Origin of the sequence: Streptomyces sp. Act143 (assembly GCF_003143935.1) — a bacterium.
Lineage (GTDB): Bacteria > Actinomycetota > Actinomycetes > Streptomycetales > Streptomycetaceae > Streptomyces.
This window is the reverse complement of the sequence record NZ_QFRX01000001.1, coordinates 4,576,074-4,589,605: the sequence shown is the minus strand read 5'-3', so window position 1 is coordinate 4,589,605 and position 13,532 is coordinate 4,576,074. Positions and strand designations below refer to the sequence as shown.

Sequence of the window (13,532 nt, the reverse complement as noted above, 5' to 3'; positions counted from 1 at the left end):
ATGGCCGACCCGACGCCCGTGTTCGAAGACCTGCGCGTGGAGAGTGAGGAACTCGACCGGCTGGTAGCCGAGTTGAGCCCCGAACGCTGGGACACCCCCACCCCCGCCCCCCGCTGGACCGTCGCCCACCAGATCGCCCACCTCGCCTGGACCGACCACTCGGCCCTGCTGGCCGTGACCGACCCGGACGCCTTCCAGGGGCTCGTGGAGGCGGCCCTGAAGGCGCCGGGGACGTTCGTCGACGAAGGCGCCGAGGAGGGCGCCGCGCTGCCGCCCGGCGAGCTGCTGGCACGGTGGCGCAAGGGCCGCGCCGCGCTCGGCACCGCCCTGCGCGCCGCCCCGCCCGGCACCCGTTTCCCTTGGTACGGCCCGCCGATGTCGGCCGCCTCCATGGCCACGGGCCGGCTGATGGAGACCTGGGCCCACGGCCAGGACGTGGCGGACGCCCTCGGCGTGGTCCGCCCGCCCACCGACCGGCTCCGGCACGTGGTCCGCATCGGCGTACGGGCCCGCGACTTCGCCTTCGGCGCGCACGGGCTGACCCCGCCCGCCGAGGAGTTCCGTATCGAACTCCGCTCGCCCTCGGGCGAGTTGTGGACCTACGGCCCCGAGAGCGCCGCCCAGCGCGTCACCGGCCCCGCCCTCGACTTCTGCCTCCTGGCCACCCAGCGCGCCCACCGCGCCGACCTCGCCCTGACCGCCGTGGGCGAGGACGCCGATCGCTGGCTGGACATCGCCCAGGCCTTCGCGGGCCCACCCGGCGACGGGCGCGCACCCAGGGGAGGCACCCCGTGACGCCACCCCTGCGCATCGGCAACGCCTCCGGCTTCTACGGCGACCGGTTCGACGCCCTGCGCGAGATGCTCACCGGCGGTGAACTGGACGTCCTGACCGGCGACTACCTCGCCGAACTGACCATGCTCATCCTCGGCCGCGACCGGCTGAAGGACCCCGGCGCCGGGTATGCCCGCACGTTCCTGCGGCAGTTGGAGGAGTGCCTCGGTCTCGCCCAGGAGCGAGGGGTGCGGATCGTCGCCAACGCCGGCGGCCTCAACCCCGCCGGACTGGCCGTGCGCGTCAGGGAGTTGGCCGACCGCCTCGGCCTGCCCGTCCGCGTCGCCCACGTGGAGGGCGACGACCTGACCGCCGCCCACCCCGGCAGCCTCGCCGCCCACGCCTACCTCGGCGGCTTCGGCATCGCGGAGTGCCTGCGCGCGGGCGCCGACGTGGTGGTGACCGGGCGGGTGACGGACGCGGCGCTGGTCACCGGGCCCGCCGCCGCGCACTTCGGGTGGGGTCCGGGCGACCACGACCGGCTCGCGGGGGCGGTCGTCGCCGGGCATGTGCTGGAGTGCGGCACCCAGGCGACCGGCGGCAACTACTCCTTCTTCACCGAGGGCGGCCACGACCTCCGCCGCCCCGGCTTCCCGCTCGCCGAACTCCACGAGGACGGCACCGCCGTCATCACCAAACACCCCGGCACCGGCGGCTTCGTCGACGTCGGCACGGTCACCGCGCAGCTCCTGTACGAGACCCAGGGCGCCCGGTACGCGGGCCCCGACGTCACCGCCCGCCTCGACACCGTCCGCCTCACCCCGGACGGCCCCGACCGCGTCCGGATCTCCGGCGTGCGCGGCGAGGCCCCGCCCCCCGCCCTCAAGGTCGGCCTGAACCGGCTCGGCGGCTTCCGCAACGAGGTCGTCTTCGTCCTGACCGGCCTCGACATCGAGGCGAAGGCCGCGCTGGTGCGCGCGCAGATGGAGCCGTCGCTCACCAAAGCAGCCGTCAGCCGCTGGGAGCTGGTCCGCACCGACCGCGTGGACGCCGCCACCGAGGAGACCGCCAGCGCCCTGCTGCGGCTCGTCGTCCGGGACCCCGACCAGGCGACGGTCGGACGGGCGCTCAGCGGCGCCGCCATCGAACTCGCCCTCGCCAGCTACCCCGGTTTCCATGTGCTCGCACCCCCGGGAAAGGGCGCGCCTTATGGGGTCTTCGAGGATGTGTACGTCCCCCATGGCGCCGTGGACCATGTGGCCGTCCTCCACGACGGGCGCCGTGTCACCGTGGCGCCGCCCCAGGAGACCGCCGTACTGGAGGAAGTGCCCCGGCCCCCGCTGCCGTCCCTGCCGGAGCGGCTTGCCGGCGGGTCCGTGGTCAGGGCCCCGCTCGGGCTGGTCGTGGGGGCCCGCAGCGGGGACAAGGGCGGGAACGCCAACGTCGGGGTCTGGGCCCGCACGGACGCGGCCTGGCGGTGGCTCGCGCACACCCTCACCGTCGACCGTCTGCGGGAACTCCTGCCGGAGACCGCCGACCTGCCGGTCACCCGGCACGACCTCCCCGGTCTTCGCGCCCTGAACTTCGTCGTGGCGGGGATTCTCGGCGAGGGCGTCGCCGCCCAGCACCGCTTCGACCCGCAGGCCAAGGCCCTCGGCGAATGGCTGCGCTCCCGCCACGTGGACATCCCGGAGGTTCTGCTGTGACCGTCCTGCCGTCGGCGCTGGACACCACCGGCCCCGACTACCGCGCCCACCGCGAGGCGATGCTCGCCAAGCTGGACGAGCTGACCGCCGAGCACGCCAAGGCGCTGGCGGGCGGCGGTGAGAAGTACGTCCAACGGCACCGCAAGCGCGGCAAGCTGCTCGCCCGCGAGCGCATCGAGCTGCTCCTCGACCCCGACACGCCCTTCCTGGAACTGTCCCCGCTGGCCGCCTGGGGCAGCGACTACACGGTCGGGGCCTCCCTCGTCACCGGGATCGGGGTCGTCGAGGGCGTGGAGTGCCTGATCACCGCCAACGACCCGACCGTGCGCGGCGGCGCCAGCAACCCCTGGTCGCTGAAGAAGGCCCTGCGCGCCAACGACATCGCCCTCGCCAACCGGCTGCCCTGCATCAGCCTGGTGGAGTCCGGAGGCGCCGATCTGCCGTCCCAGAAGGAGATCTTCATCCCCGGCGGGGCGATCTTCCGGGACCTGACCCGGCTGTCGGCCGCCGGAATCCCCACGGTCGCGGTCGTCTTCGGCAACTCCACGGCCGGCGGGGCCTACGTCCCCGGCATGTCCGACCACGTGATCATGGTCAAGGAGCGCGCCAAGGTGTTCCTCGGCGGTCCGCCGCTGGTGAAGATGGCCACCGGCGAGGAGAGCGACGACGAGTCGCTGGGCGGCGCGGAGATGCACGCGCGCGTGTCCGGCCTCGCGGACTACTTCGCGGTCGACGAGCAGGACGCCCTGCGCCAGGCGCGCCGCGTGGTCGCCCGCCTCAACCACCGCAAGGCGTACGCCGACCCGCCCCTCGCCGAGCCGCCCAAGTACGCGGCCGAGGAACTCCTCGGCATCGTCCCCGGCGATCTGAAGATCCCCTTCGATCCGCGCGAGGTCATCGCCCGGATCGTCGACGCCTCCGACTTCGACGAGTTCAAACCGCTCTACGGCACCAGCCTGACGACCGGCTGGGCGGCCCTGCACGGCTATCCGGTCGGCATCCTGGCCAACGCCCAAGGCGTCCTGTTCAGCGCGGAGTCCCAGAAGGCCGCCCAGTTCATCCAGCTGGCCAACCAGCGCGACATCCCCCTGCTCTTCCTCCACAACACCACCGGCTACATGGTCGGCAAGGAGTACGAGCAGGGCGGCATCATCAAGCACGGCGCGATGATGATCAACGCCGTGAGCAACAGCAGGGTGCCCCATCTGTCGGTGCTCATGGGCGCCTCCTACGGGGCCGGCCACTACGGCATGTGCGGCCGGGCCTACGACCCGCGCTTCCTCTTCGCCTGGCCCAGCGCCAAGTCGGCCGTGATGGGCCCGCAGCAGCTGGCGGGCGTGCTCTCGATCGTGGCCCGGCAGTCCGCGGCGGCCAAGGGGCAGCCCTACGACGACGAGGCGGACGCGGCCCTGCGGGCCATGGTGGAGCAGCAGATCGAGTCCGAGTCGCTGCCGATGTTCCTGTCCGGCCGTCTCTACGACGACGGCGTCATCGACCCGCGCGACACCCGCACGGTCCTCGGCATGTGCCTGTCGGCCATCCACACGGCGCCGTACGAGGGTGCGCGCGGCGGCTTCGGCGTCTTCCGGATGTGAGGGACCTCCCGTGACTTCCATGATCACTTCTGTCCTTGTCGCCAACCGGGGCGAGATCGCCTGCCGGATCTTCCGCACCTGCGGCGAGTTGGGAATCCGAACGGTCGCCGTGCATTCGGACGCCGACGCGAACGCCCTCCACACGCGCGTGGCCGACACGGCGGTACGTCTCCCGGGGGCCGCGCCCGCCGAGACGTATCTGCGCGGCGACCTGATCGTGAAGGCCGCCGTCGCCGCCGGCGCGGACGCCGTGCACCCCGGCTACGGCTTCCTCTCCGAGAACGCCGACTTCGCGCGTGCCGTCCTGGACGCGGGTCTGGTGTGGATCGGCCCGCCCCCGGAGGCGATCGAGGCGATGGCGTCCAAGACGCGCGCGAAGGAGCTGATGGGGCTCGAACCGCTGGGGGAGGTGAGCGCGGCCGACCTGCCGGTGCTCGTGAAGGCGGCGGCGGGCGGCGGGGGGCGCGGAATGCGGATCGTGCGCCGCCTGGAAGAGCTGAGCGCCGCCCTGGAGGGCGCGCGCGCCGAGGCCGCGAGCGCCTTCGGGGACGGCGAGGTGTTCGTCGAGCCCTACATCGAGAACGGCCGCCACGTCGAGGTGCAGGTCCTCGCCGACACCCACGGCACGGTCTGGACCCTCGGCACCCGCGACTGCTCCCTCCAGCGCCGCCACCAGAAGGTCATCGAGGAGGCGCCGGCGCCCGGGCTCTCCCAGGGGCTCGAAGAAGAGCTGCGCACGCTGGCGGTACGCGCCGCACGCGCCGTCTCCTACGTGGGCGCGGGCACCGTCGAGTTCCTCGTCGCCGGCGACAAGGCGCACTTCCTGGAGATGAACACCCGCCTCCAGGTCGAGCACCCGGTGACGGAGGCGGTGTTCGGCGTGGACCTGGTGGCCCTCCAGATCGCCGTCGCGGAGGGACAGCCGCTCGCCGGGTCACCACCCCACGCGCGTGGCCACGCCGTCGAGGCCCGCCTCTACGCCGAGGACCCGGCCCGCGACTGGGCCCCCCAGACCGGCACCCTGCACCGCCTCGCGGTCCCCGGCGTCCGCCTGGACACCGGCTACGAGGACGGCGACGAGATCGGCGTCCACTACGACCCCATGCTCGCCAAGGCCGTCGCCCACGCCCCCACCCGCGCGCAGGCGATCCGCAGGCTGGCGGGCGCGCTGGAAAGGGCCACGATCCACGGCCCCACGACCAACAGGTCCCTGCTGGTCGACTCCCTGCGCCACGAGGAGTTCACGACCGCGGCCATGGACACGGCGTTCTACGACCGCCACCTGACGTCGTTGACGTCCGCACCCCCCGACCCGTACGCCCCGCTGGCCGCCGCCCTCGCCGACGCCCACGGCCGCTCCCGCTTCGGCGGCTGGCGCAACGTCCCGTCCCAGCCGCAGGTGAAGCGGTACGAGCTGGCGGGGGAGGAGATCGAGGTCCGCTACCGGCACACGCGCGAGGGCCTGGAGACCGTGGACGGGACGCGGGTGGTGCACGCCGACGCAGGTCTCGTCGTCCTCGAAGCGGACGGGGTGCGGCGCAGGTTCGAGGTGTCGAGGCACGGCGACGAGGTGTACGTCGGCCCGACCGCGCTGAAGGCCCTGCCGCGCTTCCCCGACCCCAGGACACAGCACGCACCCGGCTCCCTGCTGGCCCCCATGCCGGGAACGGTGGTCAAGATCGCCGACGGCCTGGCGGCGGGGGCGAAGGTCGAGGCCGGCGAACCGATCGTCTGGCTCGAAGCGATGAAGATGCAACACCGCATTTCGGCCCCGGTCGCGGGGACGCTCAGCGTTCTGCATGCCGTCGTCGGCGCTCAGGTCGCCGTCGGTGCGCTGCTCGCCGTCGTAGAGGAGGACCAGTGAGCTTCACCCTGGAGTCAGAGGAACACGCCGCCCTGCGCGCCGCCGTCGTCCAGCTGGGCAAACGCCACGGCCGGGGATTCGACCGGGAGGCCCTGTGGGCCGAGGCCGCCAAACTCGGCTACCTCGGCGTCAACCTCCCCGAGGAGTACGGCGGCGGAGGCGGCGGCATCTCCGAGCTCTCCATCGTCCTGGAGGAACTCGGCGCCGCCGGCTGCCCCTTGCTCATGATGGTCGTCTCCCCGGCCATCTGCGGCACCGTCATCGCCCGCTTCGGCACCCAGGACCAGAAGCGGGAGTGGCTCCCCGCCCTGGCCGACGGCACCCGGACCATGGCCTTCGGCATCACCGAACCCGACGCCGGTTCCAACTCCCACCGCATCACCACCACGGCCCGCCGCGATCCCGACACCGGGGACTGGCTCCTCACCGGCCGCAAGGTCTTCGTCTCCGGCGTCGACATCGCCGACGCCACCCTCATCGTCGGCCGCACCGAAGACGCCCGCACCGGCCGCCTCAAGCCCTGCCTCTTCATCGTCCCCAGGGACACCGAGGGCTTCGGACGCCGGCAGATCGACATGGAACTCCACGCCGCGGAGAAGCAGTTCGAGCTGACCCTCGACGACGTACGGCTCCCCGCGGACGCCCTCGTCGGCGACGAGGACGCGGGCCTCCTCCAGCTCTTCGCCGGCCTCAACCCCGAACGCATCATGACCGCCGCGTTCGCGATCGGCATGGGGCGCCACGCGCTCACGAAGGCCGTCGCCTACGCCCGCGACCGCACCGTCTGGAACACCCCCATCGGCGCCCACCAGGCCATCGCCCACCCCCTCGCCCAGGCGCACATCGACCTCGAACTGGCCCGCCTGATGATGCAGAAGGCCGCCCACCTCTACGACGCCGGAGACGACATCGGCGCGGGCGAGGCGGCGAACATGGCCAAGTACGCAGCCGCGGAGGCCTGCGTCAAGGCGGTGGACCAGGCCGTGCACACCCTCGGCGGCAACGGCCTCACGCGCGAGTTCGGGCTCGCCTCGCTGATAACCGCCGCGCGCGTGGCTCGTATCGCCCCGGTGAGCCGGGAGATGATTCTCAACTACGTCTCCCACCAGACCCTGGGCCTGCCCAAGTCGTACTGACCCGGCACAGCGTTGTGCGAGGAGGAACCATGTTCCGCAGCGAGTACGCAGACGTCCCGCCCGTCGAACTCCCCATCCACGAGGCCGTGCTGGGCCGGGCCGCCGAGTTCGGCGACACCCCCGCCCTGATCGACGGCACCGAAGGCACCACCCTCACCTACGCCCAACTGGACGCCTTCCACCGGCGCGTGGCCGCCGGGCTCGCCGAGGCGGGGGTGCGCAAGGGGGACGTGCTCGCCCTGCACAGCCCGAACACCATCGCCTTCCCCACGGCGTTCTACGCGGCCACCCGCGCGGGCGCCTCCGTCACCACCGTGCACCCCCTCGCCACGGCGGAGGAGTTCGCCAAACAGCTCACCGACTCGTCGGCCCGCTGGATCGTCACCGTCTCCCCGCTGCTCGGCACGGCCCGCAGGGCGGCCGAACTCTCCGGCGGCGTCCAGGAGATCTTCGTCTGCGACAGCGCCCCCGGACACCGCTCGCTCCTCGACATGCTGGGCACGACGGCCCCCGAACCGCAGGTCGACATCGACCCGGTCGAGGACGTGGCGGCCCTGCCGTACTCCTCCGGCACCACCGGTCTGCCCAAAGGCGTGATGCTCACGCACACCCAGATCGCCACCAACCTCGCCCAGCTGGAACCGCTGATCCCGGCGAAACCGGGCGACCGCATCCTCGCCGTCCTGCCCTTCTTCCACATCTACGGCCTGACCGCGCTGATGAACGCACCGCTCCGGAAGGGCGCCACCGTCGTCGTCCTGCCCCGCTTCGACCTGGAGACCTACCTCGCGGCCATCCAGAACCACCGCATCACCGACCTGTTCGTGGCCCCGCCGATCGTCCTCGCCCTCGCCAAGCACCCCCTGGTCGCGCAGTACGACCTGTCGTCCCTGCGGCACGTCCTCAGCGCCGCCGCCCCCCTCGACGCCCAGCTCGCCGACGCCTGCTCGCGGCGCCTGAACCTGCCGCCGGTCGGCCAGGCGTACGGCATGACCGAGCTGTCGCCGGGCACCCACGTCGTCCCCCTGGACGCCATGCGCGAGGCCCCCGCCGGAACCGTCGGCAAGCTCATCGCCGGCACCGAGATGCGCATCGTCTCCCTCGACGACCCCGCCAAGGACCTCGGCGTCGGCGAGGCCGGCGAGATCCTCATCCGCGGCCCCCAGGTCATGAAGGGCTACCTGGGCCGCCCCGACGCCACCGCCGCGATGATCGACCCCGACGGCTGGCTGCACACCGGCGACGTCGGCCATGTCGACGCCGACGGCTGGCTGTTCGTCGTCGACCGCGTCAAGGAGCTCATCAAGTACAAGGGCTTCCAGGTCGCCCCCGCCGAGCTGGAGGCCCTGCTGCTCACCCACCCGGGCATCGCCGACGCCGCCGTCATCGGCGCCTACAACGACGAGGGCACCGAGGTCCCGCACGCCTACGTCGTCCGCCAGCCCACCGCCGCCGACCTCTCCGAAGGAGAGGTCCTGATGTACGTCGCCGAACGCGTCGCCCCCTACAAACGCGTCCGCCAGGTCACCTTCATCGACGACGTCCCGCGGGCCGCCTCCGGCAAGATCCTGCGACGTCGGCTCCGGGAGCTCGCATGACCCTCGTCGACCGCACCCGCGCGCGGGGCGTCGAGACCCTCACCCTCGACTCCCCGCACAACCGCAACGCCCTGTCGGCCGCCCTGGTGGGGGAGCTGGCGGACGCGCTGACCGACTGCGCCAAGGACGCCGACGTCCGCGCCGTCGTCCTCACCCACACCGGCAACACCTTCAGCGCGGGCGCCGACCTCAAGGACCCGCCCCACCCCGACGCGCTGGTGGCCCTGCTCCGCCGGATCGTGGCCGTGCACAAGCCGGTTCTGGCCCGCGTCACCGGCCACGTCCGCGCGGGCGGCCTCGGCCTGCTCGCCGCCTGCGACATCGGGGCGGCGTCCACGACGTCGACGTTCGCGTTCACGGAGGTCCGGATCGGGGTCGCCCCCGCGGTCATCTCCCTCCCCCTCCTCCCGCGCACCGACCCGCGCGCCCTCGCCCGCTACTACCTCACCGGCGAGCGCTTCGACGCCGCCGAGGCCGCCCGCATCGGCCTGCTCACGGCGGCGGGCGACGACGTGGACGCCGTACTCGAACCCATCCTGGAAGGACTGCGCAAAGCCGCCCCCGAAGCCCTGGCGGAGACGAAACAACTGCTCACGGTTAGGGTTCTGGAAGCCTTCGACCGGGACGCGGCCGACCTCACCGCGCTCTCGGCCCGCCTGTTCGCCTCCGCGCAGGCCCGCGAGGGCATGACGGCCTTCCTAGAACGACGGGACCCCACATGGGCGCTGTGAGCACGGTCGGCGACCGTATGGACCGTTCCCCCCAGGAACGCACCCAGGAACGCACCCCCAAGCAGGACCGCAGCCGGGCCACCCGGCAGCGGCTCCTGGAAGCCGCCGTGGCCTGCCTCGCCGAACGCGGCTGGGCGGGCTCCACGGTCTCGGTCGTCGCCGAACGCGCGGGCGTCTCCCGGGGCGCCGCCCAGCACCACTTCCCGACCCGCGAGGACCTGTTCACCGCGGCCGTGGAGTACGTCGCCGAGGAGCGCTCCGGCGCGATCCGCGCCCTGTTCCCCGAGGGCGCGGCCGGTGACCGCACAGCGGTCGTGTCGGCCCTCGTCGACCTCTACACCGGACCGCTCTTCCGGGCGGCCCTCCACCTGTGGGTCGCCGCGTCCAACGAGGAGCAGCTCCGCCCCCAGGTGACGGAGCTGGAAGCCCGCGTCGGCCGCGAGACCCACCGCATCGCGGTCGACCTGCTGGACGCCGACGAGTCCCGTCCGGGGGTGCGCGAGACCGTCCAGGGCCTGCTGGACATGGCCCGGGGCCTGGGCCTGGCCAACCTGCTCACGGACGACAAGGGCCGCCGGGAGAAGGTGGTCGCGCAATGGACGGCACTGGTGGAGGCGGCCCTCAGGGACTGAGCCGCTCCACCCGCCAGCTCCCGTCCGTCTCCGCCACGTACCGCAGCCGGTCGTGCAGCCGGTTCTCCCGCCCCTGCCAGAACTCCACCGTCTGCGGAGCCACCCTGAAGCCGCCCCAGTGCGGCGGCACCGGCACCTGCTCGCCCTCCGGATAGCGGCCCGCCAGCTCGGCGTACGACGCCTCCAGCTCGGCCCGGGTGCCGATCACCGCGGACTGCTCGCTGGCCCACGCCCCCAGCTGTGAGCCGTGCGGCCGGGTACGGAAGTACGCGGCGGTCTCGTCCCGCCCGGTGCGGCGCGCGACGCCGGTGACGATCACCTGGCGGGCCATCGGATGCCAGGGGAAGAGAAGCGAGACGTAGGGGTTCTCGGCGAGGTCACGGGCCTTGCGGGAGCCGTAGTTGGTGTAGAAGACGAACCCCTGCTCGTCGAACTGCTTCAGCAGCACCGTCCGCGAACTCGGCCGCCCCTCCGCATCGGCCGTCGACACGACCATGGCGTTCGGTTCGAACAGATGGGCCTCCGTCGCGGCCTGCTTGAACCAGCGCGCGAACTGCTCCACCGGGGTGGCGGCCAGCTCGCCCTCGGAGAGCCCCTCGGCCCGGTACTGCTTGCGCATCGAGGCGGGGTCGAGGGCGGCGTCGGGGCCATGGGAGACGGCGTGTGCGTCGGTCACGTGGTCATCTTGCCGTATCGAACGCCACCCCACGGAAGGTGGCACTGAGTGCCGCAAAATCTGCCCAAGGCTGGCACTCGGGGATATGGTGCAGATGCCACCCCGTGGGGTGACCGCCGACCGAACGGGGCATCACAGGGGTGACCGCCCAGGACCGCGAGCCTCCGCACGGGCCGTGGATCCGTCGGCGTCATCCGCGCACACATCATGAGGAGCCGCCTGATGTCCGACCTCGACCACGGCTTTGACCCCTCCTTCGTACCCGGCCTCGAAGGAGTCGTCGCATTCGAGACGGAGATCGCCGAACCGGACAAGGAGGGCGGCGCCCTCCGGTACCGCGGCGTCGACATCGAGGACCTCGTCGGTCATGTCTCGTTCGGCAACGTCTGGGGCCTGCTCGTCGACGGCGCCTTCCGCCCCGGCCTGCCGCCCGCCGAGCCCTTCCCGATCCCGGTCCACTCCGGCGACATCCGCGTGGACGTCCAGTCGGCGCTGGCGATGCTGGCCCCCGTCTGGGGCCTGAAACCCCTCCTCGACATCGACGAGGCCCAGGCCCGCGAGGACCTCGCCCGCGCCGCCGTCATGGCCCTGTCCTACGTCGCCCAGTCCGCCCGCGGCCAGGGCCGCCCCATGGTCCCGCAGCGCGAGATCGACAAGGCCCAGTCCGTCGTCGAACGCTTCATGATCCGCTGGCGCGGCGAACCCGACCCCAAGCACGTGGCGGCGGTCGACGCCTACTGGACCTCTGCCGCCGAGCACGGCATGAACGCGTCCACGTTCACCGCGCGCGTGATTGCCTCGACGGGCGCGGACGTGGCGGCGGCGCTGTCCGGCGCCGTGGGAGCCATGTCCGGCCCGCTGCACGGCGGCGCCCCCTCCCGAGTCCTGTACATGATCGAGGAGATCGAGCGCACGGGCGACGCCGAGGCGTACGTCAAGCAGGCCCTGGACAAGGGCGAGCGCCTGATGGGCTTCGGCCACCGCGTCTACCGGGCCGAGGACCCCCGCGCGCGCGTCCTGCGCCGCACGGCCCGCGAGCTGGGCGCCCCGCGCTTCGAGGTCGCCGAGGCCCTGGAGAAGGCGGCCCTGGCGGAACTCCACGCCCGCCGCCCCGACCGCGTCCTGGCCACCAACGTCGAGTTCTGGGCGGCGATCGTCCTCGACTTCGCCGAGGTTCCGGCGCACATGTTCACGTCGATGTTCACCTGCGCCCGCACGGCCGGTTGGTCGGCGCACATCCTGGAACAGAAGCGGACGGGGCGCCTGGTGCGGCCCTCCGCTCGCTATGTGGGCCCGGGGGCGCGGAGCCCGCGGGACGTCGAGGGATTCGGGGAGATCGCCGCCCACTGAGGCGGGTGCCCCAGGAGCGCGGGCGACCGCGGACCGGCCGGTGGCCGGTCGCGCGGTTCCCCGCGCCCCGGGGGGCGCGACTAAGCCGGAGTCAGCAAGCGCCGGTGATGCCGTTCCGCCACCAGCGGATGCGCCCGCAGCTTGCCCTTCAGCTCGTTGTAGCCGTACTCGGCGAACAGCGGGTTGGCGGGATCGTCGGAGACGCCCGGCGCGGTGCCGGCGTGTGCGAAGGGCAGCGGCTCGACCCGCGCGTCCAGGCGCGGGTTGTAGAAGAACGGCACGGAGAACCGCTCGGTGGCGCCGGGCGGGGAGACCACCCGGTGCCGGGTGGCCATGAGATACCCGTTGGTCGCCACTTCCAGCAGCTCCCCGAGATTGACGACGAAGGCCCCCTCCAACGGCGGCACGTCGTGGAAGAGCCCGTCCGCGCGCTGCACCTGCAGCCCGCCGACCTGGTCCTGCAGCAGCAGCGTCAGGAACCCGTAGTCCTTGTGCGCCCCGACCCCCTGATCGGCGCCGTCACCGGCGCTCCCCGGGTACCGCACGAGCTTGAGGTGCGGATGGGCGTGCTCCCCGAAGACCGGGTCGTAGAAGTCCGGCGGCGCCCCGATGGCGGCGAGCAGCTCGTGCAGCAGCCGCTCGGCGACCGAGCTGAGCCGCGCCACCCAGGCGAGTGCGGCGGTACGCAGCTCGGGCAGGGACTCGGGCCACTGGTTCGGGCCCTCCAGCCACCAGTAGGCCGGCTCACCGGCCCCGGGTGCCCGGGCGGGCCGTTCGGCCCCGATGTCGAGCTGGTCCCGCCAGTCCCGGCTGCCCCCGGTCCGCTCGTCGCCGGTCCGGGTGTACCCCCGGAAATGCGGCGAGCGCACATTGTCGAGAGCGAGCCGCTCGGCCTCGGGCAGGGCGAAGAACCTCCGCATGGCGGAGAGCAGGGCGTCGACCTCACCTGCCGGGACCCCATGCCCGACGAGCTGGAAGAACCCCACGTCATGGGCGGCACTGTGCAACTGGGCGTGGAGCAGCGCACGGGCCTGCGGGCCGCGGTCGGCGGCGGAGAGATCGATGATCGGAAGCTGCTGGTACGACGGATTCGTCGACACGTCGGTCATGGGTGTGTCCGCAAGGGTGAGAAAGGGAAAGCGGCAGCGGATCGGCTGCACGGGGACCGGAGGCTCAGACCGAGCGTCGACAGCCCATGCTCGTGACGCGGACGTAGTCCACGTGGCGGCGTCGAACGAGCGAAAGCATGCGGTCAGGGTACTGCGCGCCGCAGAAGACGCGGGTGTCGCAGATCACTCCCGCACATCTTCCACCGGACCCCTGGATACGCAGACGACCCGCGAGCTCGGGTTCCCTCCGCCGAAGCGGGGGAGCCGGCCGGACGTACCGGCGAGCTCACGGGTCGGGTGACTGCTTGGGATTGGGCCGGCTGCACGCGTCTGTCGCGCACGGGTCCGGCACCGCACTGAA

Annotated in this window: 11 protein-coding genes; 9 read left to right on the top strand and 2 right to left on the bottom strand. The window is 72.7% G+C overall.

All coding sequences use genetic code 11. The features are described 5' to 3' along the window. From DI272_RS20645 to DI272_RS20610, 8 genes are read left to right on the top strand one after another with little or no spacing between them, the layout of a single operon-like run. The gene (locus tag DI272_RS20645) at window positions 1-795 is read left to right on the top strand and encodes a TIGR03084 family metal-binding protein (RefSeq protein WP_109496795.1); all 795 of its coding nucleotides are present in this window, start codon (window positions 1-3) and stop codon (window positions 793-795) included. Next, on the top strand, window positions 792-2,480 hold the full coding sequence (locus tag DI272_RS20640; RefSeq protein WP_109496794.1) for an acyclic terpene utilization AtuA family protein: 1,689 nt from the start codon (window positions 792-794) through the stop codon (window positions 2,478-2,480). The genes DI272_RS20645 and DI272_RS20640 overlap by 4 nt, the downstream gene beginning before the upstream one ends. Next, a complete protein-coding gene (locus DI272_RS20635; RefSeq protein ID WP_109496793.1) occupies window positions 2,477-4,075 on the top strand; it encodes an acyl-CoA carboxylase subunit beta in 1,599 nt (532 codons plus the stop codon). The genes DI272_RS20640 and DI272_RS20635 overlap by 4 nt, the downstream gene beginning before the upstream one ends. Window positions 4,076-4,094: 19 nt before the next feature. Next, complete coding sequence (locus tag DI272_RS20630; protein WP_109496792.1) at window positions 4,095-5,939, top strand: biotin carboxylase N-terminal domain-containing protein; 1,845 nt, start codon at window positions 4,095-4,097, stop codon at window positions 5,937-5,939. Further along, window positions 5,936-7,075, top strand: coding sequence for an acyl-CoA dehydrogenase family protein (locus DI272_RS20625; protein ID WP_109496791.1), 1,140 nt, complete (start codon window positions 5,936-5,938; stop codon window positions 7,073-7,075). Before DI272_RS20630 ends, DI272_RS20625 begins: the two co-directional genes overlap by 4 nt. A gap of 29 nt (window positions 7,076-7,104) precedes the next feature. Then, a complete protein-coding gene (locus DI272_RS20620) occupies window positions 7,105-8,673 on the top strand; it encodes a 4-coumarate--CoA ligase family protein (protein WP_109496790.1) in 1,569 nt (522 codons plus the stop codon). After that, entirely contained in the window at window positions 8,670-9,404 is a 735-nt protein-coding gene (locus tag DI272_RS20615; RefSeq protein ID WP_109496789.1) for an enoyl-CoA hydratase family protein, read from the top strand. Before DI272_RS20620 ends, DI272_RS20615 begins: the two co-directional genes overlap by 4 nt. Beyond that, window positions 9,392-10,036: a TetR/AcrR family transcriptional regulator gene (locus DI272_RS20610; RefSeq protein ID WP_181387259.1), complete on the top strand. Its 645-nt coding sequence runs from the start codon at window positions 9,392-9,394 to the stop codon at window positions 10,034-10,036. The genes DI272_RS20615 and DI272_RS20610 overlap by 13 nt, the downstream gene beginning before the upstream one ends. Here DI272_RS20610 and pdxH read toward each other — a convergent pair. Continuing rightward, window positions 10,026-10,655 (bottom strand): pyridoxamine 5'-phosphate oxidase, encoded by a 630-nt coding sequence (pdxH, locus tag DI272_RS20605; protein WP_109500944.1) that lies wholly within the window; start codon window positions 10,653-10,655, stop codon window positions 10,026-10,028. The genes DI272_RS20610 and pdxH overlap by 11 nt on opposite strands. Window positions 10,656-10,934: 279 nt before the next feature. Between pdxH and DI272_RS20600 the strand changes: the two genes are divergently transcribed. Then, complete coding sequence (locus DI272_RS20600; RefSeq protein WP_109496788.1) at window positions 10,935-12,062, top strand: citrate synthase 2; 1,128 nt, start codon at window positions 10,935-10,937, stop codon at window positions 12,060-12,062. 80 nt (window positions 12,063-12,142) lie between these two features. Here the strand turns inward: DI272_RS20600 and DI272_RS20595 are convergent, their stop codons facing one another. After that, window positions 12,143-13,171, bottom strand: a complete 1,029-nt coding sequence (locus tag DI272_RS20595) for an isopenicillin N synthase family oxygenase (RefSeq protein WP_109496787.1) — start codon at window positions 13,169-13,171, stop codon at window positions 12,143-12,145. Between the last annotated feature and the right edge of the window lie 361 nt (window positions 13,172-13,532).